General features: G+C 74.4%; 12 protein-coding genes. 6 read left to right on the forward strand and 6 right to left on the reverse strand.

Annotated features, from left to right (window positions below; translation table 11 throughout):
* Positions 1–202: 202 nt before the first annotated feature.
* Entirely contained in the window at positions 203–2,170 is a 1,968-nt protein-coding gene (locus IEZ00_RS05135) for an Hsp70 family protein (RefSeq protein WP_189221900.1), read from the reverse strand.
* 179 nt (positions 2,171–2,349) lie between these two features.
* On the opposite strand from IEZ00_RS05135, the gene IEZ00_RS05140 reads away from it, so the two are divergent.
* Complete coding sequence (locus IEZ00_RS05140) at positions 2,350–6,897, forward strand: ATP-dependent helicase (RefSeq protein WP_189222553.1); 4,548 nt, start codon at positions 2,350–2,352, stop codon at positions 6,895–6,897.
* A gap of 390 nt (positions 6,898–7,287) precedes the next feature.
* Here the strand turns inward: IEZ00_RS05140 and IEZ00_RS05145 are convergent, their stop codons facing one another.
* Genes IEZ00_RS05145 through IEZ00_RS05155 form a run of 3 tightly spaced genes read right to left on the reverse strand, consistent with a single transcriptional unit; the run spans position 7,288 to position 9,680 of the window.
* Positions 7,288–8,283, reverse strand: coding sequence for a 1-aminocyclopropane-1-carboxylate deaminase (locus IEZ00_RS05145; protein ID WP_189221901.1), 996 nt, complete (start codon positions 8,281–8,283; stop codon positions 7,288–7,290).
* A 1-nt stretch (position 8,284) separates the two neighbouring features.
* Positions 8,285–8,923, reverse strand: a complete 639-nt coding sequence (locus IEZ00_RS05150; RefSeq protein ID WP_189221902.1) for a GntR family transcriptional regulator — start codon at positions 8,921–8,923, stop codon at positions 8,285–8,287.
* Between the two features lie 46 nt (positions 8,924–8,969).
* On the reverse strand, positions 8,970–9,680 hold the full coding sequence (locus tag IEZ00_RS05155) for a VOC family protein (protein ID WP_189221903.1): 711 nt from the start codon (positions 9,678–9,680) through the stop codon (positions 8,970–8,972).
* Between the two features lie 23 nt (positions 9,681–9,703).
* Between IEZ00_RS05155 and IEZ00_RS05160 the strand changes: the two genes are divergently transcribed.
* The gene (locus tag IEZ00_RS05160) at positions 9,704–11,335 is read left to right on the forward strand and encodes an alkaline phosphatase D family protein (RefSeq protein WP_189221904.1); all 1,632 of its coding nucleotides are present in this window, start codon (positions 9,704–9,706) and stop codon (positions 11,333–11,335) included.
* Positions 11,336–11,367: 32 nt separating this feature from the next.
* Here the strand turns inward: IEZ00_RS05160 and IEZ00_RS05165 are convergent, their stop codons facing one another.
* Entirely contained in the window at positions 11,368–12,123 is a 756-nt protein-coding gene (locus IEZ00_RS05165) for a maleylpyruvate isomerase family mycothiol-dependent enzyme (RefSeq protein WP_189221905.1), read from the reverse strand.
* Between the two features lie 237 nt (positions 12,124–12,360).
* Here IEZ00_RS05165 and IEZ00_RS05170 point away from each other — a divergent pair, with 237 nt between their 5' ends.
* Both IEZ00_RS05170 and IEZ00_RS05175 read left to right on the forward strand, forming a co-directional pair.
* Positions 12,361–12,861 (forward strand): YbaK/EbsC family protein, encoded by a 501-nt coding sequence (locus IEZ00_RS05170; RefSeq protein WP_189221906.1) that lies wholly within the window; start codon positions 12,361–12,363, stop codon positions 12,859–12,861.
* Positions 12,858–13,433, forward strand: coding sequence for a GNAT family N-acetyltransferase (locus IEZ00_RS05175; protein WP_189221907.1), 576 nt, complete (start codon positions 12,858–12,860; stop codon positions 13,431–13,433). Before IEZ00_RS05170 ends, IEZ00_RS05175 begins: the two co-directional genes overlap by 4 nt.
* Positions 13,434–13,466: 33 nt before the next feature.
* Here the strand turns inward: IEZ00_RS05175 and IEZ00_RS05180 are convergent, their stop codons facing one another.
* The gene (locus IEZ00_RS05180) at positions 13,467–15,146 is read right to left on the reverse strand and encodes a DUF885 domain-containing protein (protein ID WP_189221908.1); all 1,680 of its coding nucleotides are present in this window, start codon (positions 15,144–15,146) and stop codon (positions 13,467–13,469) included.
* A gap of 105 nt (positions 15,147–15,251) precedes the next feature.
* Between IEZ00_RS05180 and IEZ00_RS05185 the strand changes: the two genes are divergently transcribed.
* A complete protein-coding gene (locus IEZ00_RS05185) occupies positions 15,252–15,902 on the forward strand; it encodes an LppM family (lipo)protein (RefSeq protein WP_189221909.1) in 651 nt (216 codons plus the stop codon).
* A gap of 45 nt (positions 15,903–15,947) precedes the next feature.
* On the forward strand, positions 15,948–16,391 hold the full coding sequence (locus IEZ00_RS05190; protein WP_189221910.1) for a carboxymuconolactone decarboxylase family protein: 444 nt from the start codon (positions 15,948–15,950) through the stop codon (positions 16,389–16,391).
* Positions 16,392–16,507: the final 116 nt, after the last annotated feature.

The following is a 16,507-nucleotide window of genomic DNA, read 5'->3' on the forward strand; positions in this document are numbered from 1 at the left end:
AGGCCGCCCACCACGTCGGAGTGCGCCAGCGCCGCCGCGACCAGCGTGCTCAGGGTCAAGCCGATGGTGATCCCCGCGGACCCCAGCACCTGGGAGACCGCCAGCACCCGCAGCACGCGGCGCTGCACGACTTCGACGACGACAACCATGATCACTGATCGTGGCACGCCGGACCGGGCCGTCCAAGCGCCCATCCAGGGAGTCAGGTGCCCGGCTGGAGGGTGTTCTCGAAGAAGTCGGCGATGGCGTCGGCGGTCAGCTCCTCCTCGCCGCTCTTGGTCACGATGCCCAGCAGCGGGCGCTCGTCCGCGGTGAACACCAGCAGCCCCAACCCGCCGTCGGCCGAAGCGCGGTACTTGCCCACCAGGCCGTTGCCCGCCCACTGCGCCTCGACCACGTCGGCCTTGAGCGAGCGGACCACCGCGTCCGCGCCCTGCTGCGCACCGGTGACCGTCTCGGTGAGGATGTACTGCACCGAGTAGTCGTCCTTGACCGCGCAGCTGACCACGGTGCCCTTGATGGCGCTGATGCCGGACACGCCCTGGTCGCTCCCCGCCTTGCAGTCGGCGGTGTCGGCCACCGCCCCCGCGAGCTGGCGCAGGCAGGTGGTGAAGCCCTTGTCGTCCTGCGCCACGTCGGTCTTGCAGTCCTGCGCGCTGGGCACGTCCGGCCCGGAGAAGGCGATGAACCCGCCCACCAGTGCCGCCACCAGCACCACGGCCGCGCCCGCCGCGAGCAGCACGGTGCGGTTGGGCCACTCGCGCCGCCGCCGCTGCTGGGCACGCGGGGTGACGCTGGGGAAGTTGAACTGCTGCGGCGCCGGGGAACCGACCTGGTACGGGCCGCTCACCGCCGGGTTGACCTGGTAGGACCCGCTGGTGGTCGGGTTGACCTGGTACGGGCCGCTGGCCGCCGGGTTGACCTGGTGCGCGCCGCTGGTGGTCGGGTTCACCTGGTGCGCGCCGCTGACCGCCGGATTCACCTGGTGGGGGCCGCTGACGGCCGGGCTCACCTGGTGGGAGCCGACCGGGTGCGGCCCGCTGACCGTCGGGCCGACCGGCCGGGTGACCACGGTCGGCTGCTCGCTGACCGGCAGCGGCCCGGCGACCGACACGCCGTCCTTGGGCACGTGGTGCGCGCCCAGCGCCACCGCGGTCTCCGGCTGGTCCAGGCTGGTCGGCACGACCCGCACCTGCTCGGCGATCATCGTGGCCACCAGCGGGATGCGGCTGGAGCCGCCGACCAGGTAGATGCCCGCCAGCTGCTCGGGGGTCAACCCGGTCGCGCGGATGGTCGCGGCCAGCAGCTCCACGCTGCGCAGCATGCTCGGCCGGACCAGCGCCTCCAGGTCGTTGCGGGTGACCAGCACGTCCTCGAACGGCTCCGGCATCGGCACCTCGGTGTGCGGGTGCCGGGACAGCGACTCCTTGGCCGCCCGCACGTCCTCCTGCAACGCGCGCCGGGCCCGCCGGTCGGCGGTGGACTCCGGGCGCAGCAGCCGCTGCCAGCGGGCCGGGTCGCGGTGCGCCACCTGGCGGCCGACGTGCTCCAGCAGCGCCTGGTCCACGTCCAGCCCGCCCAGGTCCGGCAGGCCGTCGGCGGCCAGCACGGTGAAGCCCTGCTTGGTCGCGCCGACGATGGCCACGTCGAACGTGCCCGCGCCCAGGTCGTACACGGCCAGCGCCTGGCCGACCGACAGCGAGGCGTAGTGCGATGCCGCCGCGACCGGCTCCGGCACCAGCACGATCTCGCCGTCCACCCCCGCCAGCCGGGCCGCGGACATCAGCACGTTGCGCCGGGGCTGCCCCCACTCGGCGGGGTGGGTGAGGCGGAACTCGTCGATCCGCTCGCCGCCCAGCTGGCGGGTGGTCTCCTCCAGCACGCGGCGCAGCACCGCGGCCAGCGCGTCGGTGACGGCCACGACGTTGTCGCCCAGCAGCAGCGCGCCCTCGTCCACGCGGCGCTTGGGGTTGGGCTCGAAGCGGGACGGGTCGAGCCGGGCGCGGCGCTCGGCGTCGCGACCCACCACCAGCGTGCCGTCCTCCTCGCAGTAGACGGCCGAGGGCATGGTCGCGGAGCCGTCCACCTCCACCACCCTGGGTGGCCGGCCGTGTGCGGCCAGCACCGCCACGGTGTTGGAAGTGCCCAGGTCAACCGACAGGACGCGCATGTCCACCTCTCCCGTCCACGAGCCGGGTGATCGTCCCACACCCGCCAACACGCCTCGGCCGCCTAGTTCGGTTCGCACCGGTCCCCCGGTTCACTCCTTGAGGCGACTCCGGGGCTTCCGGGTACTCCCGACGGGCCGGAACTGTCGGTGGTCCGGGTCAGGATGGTGCCGTGGATGTGATGGAGCAGTTCTCCCCCGCCACCCGGCAGTGGTTCGCCGGGGCCTTCGCCGCGCCCACCGCCGCCCAGGTCGGGGCGTGGGAGGCGGCCGCGGCGGGCGAGCACGCGCTGGTCATCGCGCCCACCGGCTCGGGCAAGACGCTGGCCGCGTTCCTGTGGGCGCTGGACCGGCTGGCCTCGGCCCCGCCGCCCGACGAGCCGAAGCGGCGCTGCCGGGTGCTCTACGTCTCACCCCTCAAGGCGCTGGCCGTGGACGTGGAGCGCAACCTGCGGGCGCCGCTGGCGGGCATTCGGCAGGCGGCGCACCGGCTGTCCCTGCCGGAGCCGTCGACCACGGTGGGGATGCGCACCGGCGACACGCCCGCGGACGCGCGCCGGGCGTTCGCCAGGACCCCGCCGGACGTGCTGGTGACCACCCCCGAGTCGCTGTTCCTGCTGCTCACCTCGGCCGCCCGCGACTCGCTGCGCGGGGTGGAGACGGTGATCCTGGACGAGGTGCACGCGGTGGCCGGCACCAAGCGCGGCGCGCACCTGGCGCTGTCGCTGGAGCGGCTGGACGCGCTGCTGGAGCGGCCCGCCCAGCGGATCGGCCTGTCCGCCACGGTCCGGCCGGTGGAGGAGGTCGCCTCGTTCCTGGCGGGCGGCCGACCGGTGCGGGTGGTGCGGCCCGAAGCCGCCAAGACCATCGAGGTGCGCGTCGAGGTCCCGGTGGAGGACATGTCGGTGCTGGGCGAGCCGACCGGCGAGGTGTCCGGCTCGGCGGCGGGCGCGCAGCAGCGGGCGTCGATCTGGCCCGCCGTCGAGCGGCGGGTGCTGGAGCTGGTCCGGCGGCACCGGTCCACCATCGTGTTCGCCAACTCGCGCAGGCTGGCCGAGCGGCTCACCGCCCGGCTCAACGAGCTGGCGGAGGAGAGCGCGCAGGAGAGCGGGCAGTCGGACCGGTTCCCGGCCGAGGCGGTCGGCCAGTCGGGGGTCACCACCCAGTCGGGTCCGGTCGTCGCCCGCGCGCACCACGGCTCGATGTCGCGCGAGCAGCGGACCGCCGTCGAGGAGGAGCTGAAGTCCGGGCGGCTGCCGTGCGTGGTGGCCACCTCCTCGCTGGAGCTGGGCATCGACATGGGCGCGGTCGACCTGGTGGTGCAGGTCGAGGCGCCGCCCACGGTCGCGTCCGGGCTGCAGCGGGTGGGCCGCGCCGGGCACCAGGTGGGCGCGGTCTCGCGCGGGGTGGTGTTCCCCAAGTTCCGCGGCGACCTGGTGTCGTGCGCGGTGGTGGCGGAGCGGATGCGCGACGGCGCGATCGAGGCCGTGCGGTACCCGCGCAACCCGCTGGACGTGCTGGCCCAGCACGTCGTGGCGATGGTGGCGCTGGAGCCGTGGCCGGTCGAGGAGCTGGCCGGGCTGGTGCGCCGGGCCGCCCCGTTCGCGGCGCTGCCGGAGTCGGCGCTGCGGGCGGTGCTGGACATGCTGGCGGGCCGCTACCCCAGCGAGGAGTTCGGGGAGCTGCGGCCCCGGATCACCTGGGACCGGGTCACCGGCGAGCTGCGCGGGCGCCCCGGCGCGCAGCGGCTGGCGGTGACCTCCGGCGGCACCATCCCCGACCGGGGGCTGTTCGCGGTGATGACCCCGGCGGCGGAGGACCGGCCCGGCTCGCGGGTGGGCGAGCTGGACGAGGAGATGGTCTACGAGTCGCGGGTGGGCGACACGTTCCTGCTGGGCACCTCGTCCTGGCGGGTCGAGGACATCACCCACGACCGGGTGATCGTGGTGCCCGCGCCGGGTCAGCCCGCGCGGATGCCGTTCTGGAAGGGCGACGCGCCGGGCCGCCCGCTGGAGCTGGGATGGGCGCTGGGGAAGTTCTTGCGCGAGGTGTCCGCGCTGGACGACGCCGCGGCCGCCGAGCGCGCCGCCGGTGCCGGGCTGGACGCGTGGGCGAGCTCGAACCTGCTGGCCTACCTGCGCGAGCAGCGCGAGGCGACCCGGCACGTGCCCAGCGACCGCACCGTCCTGGTCGAGCGGTTCCGCGACGAGCTGGGCGACTGGCGGCTGGTGGTGCACTCCCCGTTCGGGGCCCAGGTCAACGCGCCGTGGGCGCTGGCGATCGCGGCCCGGCTGCGGGAGCGGCGCGGCGTCGAGGCGCAGGCGGCGCACTCCGACGACGGGATCGTGGTGCGGCTGCCGGACGCGGTCGACCAGGACGGCGCGCCGGTCGTGGTCGGGGCCGAGGACGTGCTGCTGGACCCGGAGGAGGTCGAGCAGGTCGTGGTGGCCGAGGTGGGCGGCTCGGCGCTGTTCGCGGCCCGGTTCCGGGAGTGCGCGGCCCGGTCGCTGCTGCTGCCCCGGCGCGACCCGAGGCGGCGCACCCCGCTGTGGCAGCAACGGCAGCGGGCGGCGCAGCTGCTGTCGGTGGCGGCGAAGTACGAGAGCTTCCCGGTGGTCCTGGAGGCGATGCGCGAGTGCCTCCAAGACGTCTACGACGTGCCCGGTCTCAAGGAGCTGATGACCGACGTGCGGGCGCGGCGGGTGCGCGTGGTGGAGGTGGAGACGCCGTCACCGTCGCCGTTCGCGCGCAGCCTGCTGTTCGGCTACGTCGGCATGTTCCTCTACGACGCGGACGCGCCGCTGGCCGAGCGGCGGGCGGCGGCGCTGTCGCTGGACTCGGCGCTGCTGGCCGAGCTGCTGGGCTCCGAGGCGATCCGGGAGCTGCTGGACCCCGAGGTGGTCGAGGAGGTGGAGCTGGCGCTGCAGCGGTTGGCGCCGGACCGGCACGCGCGCGACGCGGAGGGCGCGGCGGACCTGCTGCGGCTGCTGGGCGACCTGTCCGAGGAGGAAGGGCTGGCGCGCGGCATCCGGCCGGAGTGGCTGGCCGAGCTGGTGGCGCAGCGGCGGGCGATCCGGGTGCGCATCGCGGGGCAGGAGCGGGTCATCGCCATCGAGGACGCGGGGCGGGTGCGCGACGCGCTGGGCGTGGCGCTGCCGGTGGGCGTGCCGGAGGTGTTCACCGAGCCGGTGGCCGACCCGCTGGGCGACCTGCTGTCCCGCTACGCCCGCACGCACGGCCCGTTCCCGGCGGCGCGGGCGGCCGAGCGGTTCGGGCTGGGCGTGGCGGTGGTGACCGGGGTGCTGGAGCGGATGGCGGGCACCGGGCGGCTGGTGCGCGGCGAGCTGCGGCCCGGCGGCACGCACACCGAGTACTGCGACGCGGAGGTGCTGCGCAGGCTGCGGCGGGCGTCGCTGGCCAGGCTGCGGGCCGAGGTCGAACCGGTGGAGCCCGCCGCGCTGGGCCGGTTCCTGCCCGGCTGGCACGGCATCGGGCGGCGGCTGCGCGCGGCCCCGACGGTGGACGACGTGTACTCGGTGGTCGAACAGCTGGCGGGCGCGCCGCTGCCCGCCAGCGCGGTGGAGTCGCTGGTGCTGCCCGCCCGGCTGCCCGGCTACACCCCGGCGCTGCTGGACGAGCTGACCGCGTCCGGCGAGGTCACCTGGACCGGGTGCGGCGCGCTGGCCGGGGGCGACGGCTGGATCGCGCTGGCCCCCTCGGACGTGGCCGACCTGCTGCTGCCGGACCTGGTGCCGGAGGCCGCGCCGGACTCGTCGCTGCACACCGCCGTGGTGGAGGCGCTGGCGGGCGGCGCGCTGTTCTTCCGGCAGGTGGTCGACCGGGTGTCGCTGCACGGCCCGACCACCGACGCCGAGGTGGTGGGCGCGCTGTGGGACCTGGTGTGGGCGGGTGTGGTCACCAACGACACGCTGGCCCCACTGCGGGCGCTGGTCGCGGGCGGCGGCACGGCGCACAAACCGCGCCGGTCGGCCCCGCGCGGCCGGTACGCGCGGATGCGGGCGGGCAGGCCGGACCTGCCCAGCCGCACCGGGCCCGCGACCGCGGCGGGCCGGTGGTCGCTGGCCGTGGTGCCCGCGACCGACCCGACCCGGCGGGCGCACGCGCGGGCCGAGGCGTTCCTGGAGCGGCACGGCGTGCTGACCAGGGGCGCGCTGGACACCGAGCGGGTGACCGGCGGGTTCAGCGGGGTGTACCGGGTGCTGCGCGCGATGGAGGAGTCCGGGCAGGTCGTGCGGGGGTACGTGGTCGAGGGGCTGGGTGCCGCGCAGTTCGCCGCGCGCGGGGCCGTCGACCGGCTGCGCGCGCTGTCCCGACCGCCGGGGCAGGACCACGCGAACGCGCCGGAGGCGGTGGTGCTGGCCGCCGCCGACCCGGCCCAGCCCTACGGCGCGGCGCTGGCCTGGCCGGACCCGGTCGGCGAGGGCAAGCACCGGCCGGGGCGCAAGTCGGGCGCGCTGACCGTGCTGGTGGACGGCGTGGCGGCGCTGTACGTCGAGCGCGGTGGCCGGTCGCTGGTGTCGTTCACCGAGGACGAGCAGGCGCTGCGGGCCGCCGCCCGCGCGCTGGGCCAAGCGGTGCGCGACGGGTGGCTGGGGCAGTTGGCCGTGCAGCGGGCGGACGGGGAGGTGGCGCTGGGCACGAGGCTGGCGGGCATCCTCCAGGAGGCGGGTTTCCGCGCGACCCCCAAGGGCCTGCGCCTCCGAGCCTGAGCCACGGGGTCGGGACGCGTCCACATGCTGAACCGAGCGTTCAGGTCGTGTGAGTTGAGCGTTCGGACACCGCGAACCGAGCGTTCAGAACTGAAAGCGGCGCTCGCGGGCGGTCCGCTGCGCGCGCTCCGCGCGCCCCTCTGGTGCGTGGGCAAGTACTACCCGACGGGGTTGGCAGGGCCGGTAACTACTGCCAGAGGGGCGCGGAAGCGCCGGTCAGGGCGCGAGAGTGCGGGTCGGGTGCGCGAATGTTGAGTTCAGGGTGTCTGAGCGTTCGACTCGCGGGGGCGACACGCCCAACGCGCCCATAGGTGGGTGACGCTGGGGGCGGGCGTGGTGGTCCTGAGCGTTGAACTCGGAGGTTCTGGGGGTTCGACTCGCGGGGCGTGGTCAGGTGAACAGGCTGCTGTAGGCGTTGAGGGCGGGCTGGCCGCCGAGGTGGGCGTAGAGGACGGTGGCGTCGCGGGGGATCTCCCCGGACGACACCAGCTCCACCAGTCCGGCCAGCGACTTCCCCTCGTACACCGGGTCGGTGATCATGCCCTCCAGGCGGGCGCCGAGCTCCATCGCCTCCACGGTGGACTCGCCGGGGACGCCGTAGACGCCCTCGTGGAAGCGGTCGTCGAGGACCACGTCGGAGTCGGCGATCTCGACGCCGAGCAGGGCCGCGGTGTTCTCGGCGATGCGGGTGACCTGCGCGCGGGTCTCGGCGGGCTTGGCGGAGGCGTCGATGCCGATGATCCGGCGGCCGCTGCCCGCGAAGCCGGCGACCATGCCCGCCTGGGTGCTGCCGGTGACCGAGCAGACCACGATGGTGTCGAAGAGGACGCCCAGTTCCCGCTCCTGCCGCTGGACCTCGGCCGCCCACCCGGCGAAGCCCAGGCCGCCCAGCGGGTGGTCGGAGGCGCCCGCCGGGATGGCGTAGGGCTTGCCGCCCTCGGCGCGGACCTGCTCGACCGCCTGCTCCCACGCGGGTTTCACGCCGATGCCGAAGCCCGCGTCGACCAGCCGCACCTCGGCGCCCATGAGCCTGCTGAGCAGGATGTTGCCGACCCGGTCGTACACCGGGTCGGACCAGTCCACCCAGCTCTCCTGCACCAGCACGCACCGCAGCCCGGCGCGGGCCGCCGCGGCGGCGACCTGGCGGGTGTGGTTGGACTGCACGCCGCCGATGGAGACGAGGGTGTCGCAGCCGGTGGCCAGCGCGTCGGCGACGAGGTACTCCAGCTTGCGGGTCTTGTTGCCGCCGTAGGCCAGGCCGGAGTTGCAGTCCTCCCGCTTGGCCCACACCCGCGCGCCGCCCAGGTGCGCGGTCAGCCGCTCCAGCGGGTGCACCGGCGAGGGGCCGAAGGTCAGCGGGAAGCGGGCGAAGTCGTCCAGCGCCATGTCAGTTCTCCTCCAGCAGCTCGGCCAGGGTCGCCCAGTTGCGCTCGACCAGCGCCGCGGCCAGGTCGGCGTCCTCGGCGGCGCAGGCGGCGACGATCTCCTCGTGCATGGCCACCGAGTGGCGGCCGGGTGGGGTGCCGAAGCGCAGCCGCTCCAGGCGGCGCACCAGCGGGGTGTAGCGCTCGATGGTGGCGATCACCGCGAAGTTGCCGCTGCGCCGCACGGCCACGTCGTGGAACTCGTCGTCGGCGGCGAGCGCGGCGGGCACGTCCTGGTCGGCCAGCGCGGTGGCGAACCGGGCGTTGGCCGCGCGCATGGCCGCCAGGTCCGCCGGGGTCATCTTCGGCACGGCCAGCCGGGCGGCCAGCGCGTGCATGGCCTGCACGACGGCGTGGGCGTCGCGCACGGCGGCGGTGTCCAGCGGGGTGACCCTGGTGTAGCTGTGCGGCTTGGACTCCACCAGCCCCTCGTCGGCCAGTCGGGCCAGCGCTTCGCGGACCGGGGTGCGGGACAGCCCCAGCCGCTCGGCCAGCTCCACGTCCTTGATCGGGGAGCCGGGGGCGAGCGCGCCGACCATGATCGCCTCGCGGATGGCGGTCAGGGCCTGGTCCCGGTAGAGCGCCCGACTGATATATTGCATATCAGCACTGTAGACAGCGGTGCTGCTGGAGCACCAGGGTCGTTTGTCAGCGGGGCGTCAACACGCAGAACTCGTTGCCCTCGATGTCGGCCAGCACCACCCACGGCACGTCGCCCTGCCCGAGGTCCACGCGCCGCGCGCCCAGCGCCTCCAAGCGCCTCACCTCGTCCTCGGTGCGCCCGTCCGCGTGCGGCGCCACGTCCAGGTGCACGCGGTTCTTCACCGTCTTGGCGTCGGGCACCTTGACCAGTTCCAGGTACGGCCCGGAGGTCGGGCGCAGCGAGGCGAACTCCTCGTGCGCGCGCACGACGGGCATCCCGGTCGCCTCGGCCCAGAACGCGGCCAGGCCGCGCGGGTCGGCCGCGTCGAGCACCACCGCGGCCACGGGGCCGGTGGCGGCGTACTCCTCCCTCGGCTCCAGCACGCAGAACTCGTTGCCCTCCGGGTCGGCCAGCACCACCCACGGCATCTCGCCCTGGCCAATGTCGACCGGCCGCGCGCCCAGCTCCCGCGCCCGCGCCACGATGGCCGCCTGGTCCTGCGGCGAGGCGCTGGCCAGGTCCAGGTGCACGCGGTTCTTCACCGCTTTCGGCTCGGACACCGGCACGAAGACCACGTCCAGCTCGGGGGTGACGGTGAGGTCGACCTCGCCGCTGTCCGCCGGAACGGCGGGCAGGGCGAGCAGCGCCGACCAGAAGCCGCTCAGCGCGGTGACGTCGGCCGAGTCCACGACGATGTTGCACAACCTGGTCCCCATGCGGCAAAGGTAACGTCTGCGGCATGGCGCAACTGGTCCTCGGTCCTGTGCTGAGACATGTCAACGGCACGACGGCCACCGTGTGGGTTGAGACCGACACCTCGTGCGAGGTGGTCGTGGCGGGCCACGCGGCGCGCACGTTCCAGGTCGGCGACCAGCACTTCGCGCTGGTCGTGGTGGAGGGCTTGGCGCCGGGCACCTCCACGCCCTACGACGTGCGGCTGGACGGCGAGGTGGTGTGGCCCGAGCCGGACTCGCCGTTCCCGCCGTGCCGCATCCGCACCAAGGCCGAGGACGACCTGTCGCACCGGCTGGTGTTCGGCTCGTGCCGGGCGGCCAAGCACGGCGGTCCGGGGCCGGACAAGCTGGGCCCCGACGCGCTGGACGCCTTCGCGCTGCGCATGAAGGACCAGCCCGAGGAGCAGTGGCCGGACGCGTTGCTGCTGCTGGGCGACCAGGTCTACGCCGACGAGCCGACGCCGCGCGTGAAGCGGTGGCTGGCCGAGCGGCGCGACGGCCGCGAACCGGTGGGCGAGGTGGTGGAGTTCCGCGAGTACGCCGAGCTGTACCACGAGTCGTGGAGCGATCCCGAGATCCGCTGGCTGATGTCCACCGTGCCGACGTCGATGATCTTCGACGACCACGACGTGCGCGACGACTGGAACACCTCCCGCGCGTGGCGCGAGAAGATGGCGGCCCGGCCGTGGTGGCGGCAGCGCATCCGCGCCGGGCTGGCGTCGTACTGGGTGTACCAGCACATCGGCAACCTGGGGCCGGAGCAGCTGGCGGGCGACGAGCTGTACGGCAAGGTGGTGGCGGCGGGCGGGGACGTGCGGCCGCTGCTGGAGGACTTCGCCGAGCGCGCCGACGCCGAGCTGGACGGGCGCAAGTCGACGTGGTGGAGCTACCGCCGCGACTTCGGCCGGGTGCGGCTGCTGGTGATCGACACCCGCAACGGCCGCATCCTGGACGGCCCGGAGCGGCTGATGGTCAGCCACGACGAGTTCGCCTGGATCGAGCGCAACGCCACCGAGGGCGACTTCGACCACCTGCTGATCGGTTCGTCGCTGCCGTGGCTGATGCCGCACGGGCTGAGCCACTTCCAGTCGCTCAACGAGAACGCGGCGGCCAAGCCCGGCCTGCGCGGCAAGCTGGCCGAGACCGTGCGGCAGGTCGCGGACCTGGAGCACTGGCCCGCCTTCCGCGCGTCGTTCGAGCGGCTGGCGCGGATGATCCTGCGCATCGGCAGCCGCCCCGACGCGCCGAGCACGATCTGCGTGCTGTCCGGGGACGTGCACCACAGCTACGCCGCCCGCGCGCACTACACCGCGCCGCTGCGGTCCGCGGTGCTGCAGCTGGTGTGCTCGCCGGTGCACAACGATCCACCGTGGATCTTCCGCCCGGCGTTCCGCCTGTCGTGGTCGCGCCCGATCGCGCGGCTGCTGCGGCGGCTCGCCGACCGGGCGGGCATCTCACCCGACCCGATCGGCTGGACCAAGCTCAGCGGCCCGCACTTCGGCAACTCGGTGGCCCTGCTGGAGGTCGACGGCCGCGCGGCGCGCTTCCGACTGGAGACCGCGCGGGCGGACAACGGCCTGGAGGAGGTCGCGGACCTGGCGCTGCAGGAGCCGGCGCTGCAGGAGCCGGCGCCGTAGGACTCGGCGCCGTAGAACTCGGCGCTGTAGCGCTACTTGGTGGCCAGCCGCAGCAGCGCCCACAGCTGGGCGATCGCGTCGTGGTCGCCGGAGGTCTCCACCTCGCGGTCCGGGATGCGCCCCCACAGCCAGCGGTAGACCAGCACGGGCGAGCCCGCCACCTCGCCGTCGGCCGGTTCCCCCGGCGCGGACAGGCGCGCGGTGGCCGGTTCCGGTCCGGTGCGGACGGTCCACACGCGACCGCCCGCGCGGATCGCCACCGCGCTCCGCTTGGTGCCGCGCACGCCCAGCACGTCCAGGCGGTGCCCCAGCCACAGCGACAGCACCTCGTCGATGCCGTCCTCGGCGACGGCGTCGGCCACCGGGTCCAGGGTCAGCCCGGCCGCGGACTGCACGTCCATCCGGTGCACAGTGGACTCGTGGGCCAGCCTGCGCGCCCAGAAGCCGTGGTTGCGCTCCTCGGGCCACCAGGTGTCGCACGGGTCGTCCGCCCGCTGCGCGGCGAGCCGCTCGACCAGCGGCGCCACGCCCTCCCGGACGTAGTCGGCCAAATCCTGCCCCGGTCGGGGTTCCCGCTGCCACACCCGTGGCCGCGCACCGTCGCGCAGCCACGCGCGGACCATGCGGTAGGTGCTGCCCACGTGCCGGGCGGTCTCGCCCAGGTTCAGGCCGGGACAGGCGGGGACCTGGCGCTCCGGGCGCTGCCCCTCGGTGGCGCGCGCCAACCGCTCGGCCTCCGACGCGATCACCTCGACGAGGGTGTCGTACTCGACCAGTCCCCGGCTCACTGCCCACCCTCGTGCGTCGGCCTGTCCGGCTGGGGGGAGTCGGTCGGAGTTGACATCGGCGGCCTCCTCGCGGCGTCGGAACGTCGACGACCGCCGCGGGGAGACGGCGGCTCCTGGTGGTGGGGTGCTTCCCCCACCCCACCACCAGGGCATAGCTCGAACAGCTGTTCGAGCAACATCAGCCTATCCCGTCGGCCCGGCAGTCCTCAACCCGATCGCGCGTGGTCTCATGAACGGGTGAGCGCACCCGACCACCCCGGTATCCGCAAAGTCGCCGCGGCCCTGTCCGAAGCGGGTCACCACGAGGCGGCCGAAGGCATCCGCGTGCTGGCCGACGCCGTCCGAACCGCCGCCGAGGCGGCCGCCGCGGTGGGCGTCCCGGTCGGCGCCATCGCCAACAGCCTGGTCTTCGCCGCCGTCACCGGCGGCGTGGCCGCGCCCCTGCTGGTGCTGACCTCCGGCGCGCACCGCGCGGACACCGGCCTGCTGGCCGAGCTGGCCGGCGTCGACTCGGTCGAGCGCGCCACCCCCGCGTTCGTGCGCGAGCACACCGGCCAGGTCATCGGCGGCGTCTCGCCGCTGGGCCACCCCGCGCCGATCCGCACCTTCGTGGACCGGGACCTGGCGCGGTACGAGGTGGTCTGGGCCGCGGCGGGCCACCCGCACGCGGTCTTCCCCACCACCTGCGCTGGCCTGGTCGAGCTGACCGGCGGCACCCCCGCCGAGGTGGCCCGGTGACCGCCGCGCCGTCGCGGCGGCTGGTGGAGCTGACGCCGCAGGAGCTGAACCCGCGCCTGGACGAGGCGCTGGCGCTGTACGTCAGCGCGATGAACTACCCGCCCGGCACGGCCGAGCAGCGCGCCCCGATGTGGCTGGCGCACATGACGCGCCCCGGCTGGCGCTGCGTGGTGGCCCTGGGCGAGCGGGACGAGCTGGTCGGCATCGGCTACGGCTACCGGGGCGCGAGCGGCCAGTGGTGGCACGAGCAGGTGCGCCACGGCCTGACCATGGTGGCCGGGCCGGGCGCGGTCGAGGAGTGGATGCGCGACTACTTCGAGCTGACCGAGCTGCACGTGATGCCGGGGGCGCAGGGCCGGGGCATCGGCGAGGCGCTGCTGCGCGGTCTGCTGGGCGGCGTCACCACCTCGCGGGTGCTGCTGTCCACTCCGGAGGGACCGAGCCGGGCATGGCGGCTGTACCGGCGGGTGGGCTTCGAGGACGTGCTGCGCCACTACCAGTTCACCGGCGACCCGCGCCCGTTCGCGGTGCTGGGCCGCACGCTGCCGCTGTCCCCGGTCGGGAGGGCGTGAGGTCCGGCCGCGCGCCGGACCCCACGCGCCCGCTCACAGCTCGGCCAGTCGCTCCCGCAGGGTGTCCAGGCCCATGGCGCCCATCTCCAGCGCCTGCTTGTGGAACACCTTGAGGTCGAACGCGCTGCCGTGCCGGGCGCGGGCCTCGTCCCGCGCGGCCAGCCACAGCCGCTCGCCCAGCTTGTACGAGGGGGCCTGGCCGGGCCACCCCAGGTACCGGTCGATCTCGTCGCGCACGTGCGCCTGCTCGGTGATCGTCCGGGTCAGCATGAACTCCAGGCCCAGCTCGGGCGTCCACCGCTCGCCCTCGTGGAACCCGGTCCCGCGCGGGATCTCCAGCCGCAGGTGCATGCCGATGTCGACGATCACCCGCGCGGCGCGGAAGAGGTGCGCGTCCAGCATCCCCAGCAGGTCGCCGTCGTCGTCGAGGTAGCCCAGCTCGCGCATGAGCCGCTCGGCGTACAGCGCCCAGCCCTCGCCGTACCCGGACACCCAGCACATCAGCCGCTGGAAGGCGTTGAGCTTGTCCGCCTGGTACACGGCGGTGGCGATCTGCAGGTGGTGGCCCGGCACGCCCTCGTGGTAGACGGTGGTCACCTCGCGCCAGGTGGAGAACTCCTGCTTGTCCGCGGGCACCGACCACCACATCCGCCCCGGACGCGAGAAGTCCGGCGTCGGGCTGGTGTAGTAGGCGCCGACGCCGCCGCCGGGCGGAGCGATCCGGCACTCCAGCCGCATCAGCTCGTCGGGCAGCTCGAAGTGCACCCCGCGCACGTCGCGCAGGGCCTTGTCGGACAGCTCCTGCATCCACGCCTGCAGCCCGTCCTGGCCGTGCACCAGGTAGCGCGGGTCGGCGTCCAGCGCCGCGGCGGCCTCGGCCAGCGAGGCTCCCGGCTTGATCCGCCCGGCGACCTGCTTCATCTCGGCCTCGATGCGGGTGAACTCGGCCCAGCCCCACTCGTAGGCCTCGGCCAGGTCCAGCCGGGAGCCGGTGAAGTAGCGGGAGGACAGCCGGTAGACCTCCTCGCCGACGGCGTCCTCGCGGGGCGCCTTGGGAGCGAGGTCGTCGCGCAGGAACGCGGCCAGGTCGGCGTAGGCCTCGGCGGCGGCCTTGGCGCCCGCCTCCAGGTCGGTGCGCAGCGCCCCGTCACCCGGTGCGCCTGCGATCAGGCCCGCGAAGTACGAGCCGCCGCCGGACAGCCCCGCCCAGGTGTCGCACTGCTCGGCGACCCGGCTGACCTGGCGCAGCGCCGAGACGTGGCCGCGGTCCGCGGCGTGCGCCAGACCCGCCCGCAGGTTGGCCACCGCGTCCGGCATCGCGGCCAGCCGCTTGGCCACCAGCGCCCACTGCTCGGGGGTGTCGGTCTGCATCTGGTCGAACGTCTCGCGCATGCTCTGCACGGGGCTGGCGATCACGTTGAGCGAGGACTCGGCGAGCCCCGCCTCGTACAGCTCGACGTCGAGCCCGACGCGCTCCAGGAACACCGCCTTGGCGTCGGCCTCGGAGCGGTCGGCGGGTTCGGTCGCCGCCATCTCGCGCAGCGCCCGGCGGGACAGCTCGACGCGGGCGGCGTGTCCCTCCGGTGAGTAGTCGGTCAGCCGGTCCTCGTGACCGGGGACGCCCATGAAGGTCGCGGCCACCGGGTCGACCGCCGCGTAGTCGGCTACGTACTGATCGCTGATGCCGTGCACGCCGGCCGGAGTAGTGCCCATGCACCGCACGCTACCGGCCCGGCTCCGGTCGTCGACAGCTCTTTAGCGAGGCTCACGACAGGCTTCACCGGGTCAACTTTTGACCCTGCCGGCAGGATTGCTCCCGTGCCCAGGGCCTCCGCGCTCCTCCTGCCCGTGCTCCTGCTCGCCGCGTTCGCGCTGACGGGCTGCGTCCGCCTGCACGCGGCCATGGCGCTGTCCCCGGACGACCGGGTCTCCGGCGAGATCGTGGCGGCCACCCCGCCCACCCAGGACAACGACCCCGGACCCCAGCTCAAGGTGCCCGAGGAGCTGGCGGGACGGGTCACCACGCAGCCCTACCGGGTGGACGACTACACCGGCACGCAGCTGTTCTTCAACGGGCTGACCTTCGACGAGGTGCGCGCGCTGTCCGTGGCCACCAGCGCGTCCAACAGCCGCTACCAGCTCAACTTCCGCCGCTCCGGCGACCTGGTCACGCTGTCGGGCTCGGTGGACCTGACCGCCGTGCCCGGCCAGCGGGCCGACGTGCAGGTCAAGATCGGCTTCCCCGGTGAGGTGATCAACACCAACGGCCGCGAGGAGGACGACTCGGTCGTCGCGTGGACGCCCAAGCCGGGGCAGGCGTCGATGCTCACCGCGACGGTCCGCTACGCCGGGGCGAACTCCCAGTCCTGGTTCCCGTGGGCGATGCTGGTGGCGTGCCTGACCGGCGGCGCGGCGCTGATCGTCGTGGTGCTCGCGGCCGTGTCGCACCGCCGCAGCGCGGTCGCCTGAGGTCTGTCACACCTCCCGGCCCGGTCTCGTCCCCAGTGCATGAGGATGAACTTCGCCGAAGTGGCCCCGGACGCCTACCGACTGCTGATCCAGCTCGACGCCTACGCCTCCCGGCACGTCGACCGCACGCTGCTGGAACTGGTGAAGCTGCGCGCGTCGGTGCTCAACGGCTGCGCGTTCTGCGTCGACATGCACTCCGCGGACGCGCTCAAGGCCGGTGAGAACGCGCAGCGGCTGTTCGCGGTGTCGGTGTGGCGGGAGTCGCGCTTCTTCACCGACACCGAGCGGCTGGCGCTGGAGCTGACCGACGCCGTCACCCGGCTCGGCGAGCACGGGGTGCCCGACGAGTTGTGGCGGCGCGCGAGCGCGACGTGGTCGGAGAAGGAGCTCGCCGACCTGGTGGCCCTGATCATCTCCATCAACGCGCTCAACCGACTCGGCGTGACCCTGGACATGGGCACCGAACGTGCCCTGGCCAAGGACCTCTGACCGCAACGCCCGCCCTCGGTGTCACCCACCTATGGGCGCGTTGGGCGTGTCGCCCCCGCGAGTCGAACGCTCAGACACCCCGAACTCAACATTCGCGCACCCGACCCGCACTCTCG

Source organism: Saccharothrix coeruleofusca (genome assembly GCF_014648515.1).
Classification (GTDB): domain Bacteria; phylum Actinomycetota; class Actinomycetes; order Mycobacteriales; family Pseudonocardiaceae; genus Actinosynnema; species Actinosynnema coeruleofuscum.

Excerpts from the sequence above, each read along its gene's own strand:
- IEZ00_RS05135 (WP_189221900.1), bottom strand. The coding sequence starts at position 2,170 with ATGCGCGTCCTGTCGGTTGACCTGGGCACTTCCAACACCGTGGCGGTG.
- IEZ00_RS05140 (WP_189222553.1), top strand. The coding sequence starts at position 2,350 with ATGGAGCAGTTCTCCCCCGCCACCCGGCAGTGGTTCGCCGGGGCCTTC.
- IEZ00_RS05145 (WP_189221901.1), bottom strand. The coding sequence starts at position 8,283 with ATGGCGCTGGACGACTTCGCCCGCTTCCCGCTGACCTTCGGCCCCTCG.
- IEZ00_RS05150 (WP_189221902.1), bottom strand. The coding sequence starts at position 8,923 with ATGCAATATATCAGTCGGGCGCTCTACCGGGACCAGGCCCTGACCGCC.
- IEZ00_RS05155 (WP_189221903.1), bottom strand. The coding sequence starts at position 9,680 with ATGGGGACCAGGTTGTGCAACATCGTCGTGGACTCGGCCGACGTCACC.
- IEZ00_RS05160 (WP_189221904.1), top strand. The coding sequence starts at position 9,704 with ATGGCGCAACTGGTCCTCGGTCCTGTGCTGAGACATGTCAACGGCACG.
- IEZ00_RS05180 (WP_189221908.1), bottom strand. The coding sequence starts at position 15,146 with ATGGGCACTACTCCGGCCGGCGTGCACGGCATCAGCGATCAGTACGTA.
- IEZ00_RS05190 (WP_189221910.1), top strand. The coding sequence starts at position 15,948 with ATGAACTTCGCCGAAGTGGCCCCGGACGCCTACCGACTGCTGATCCAG.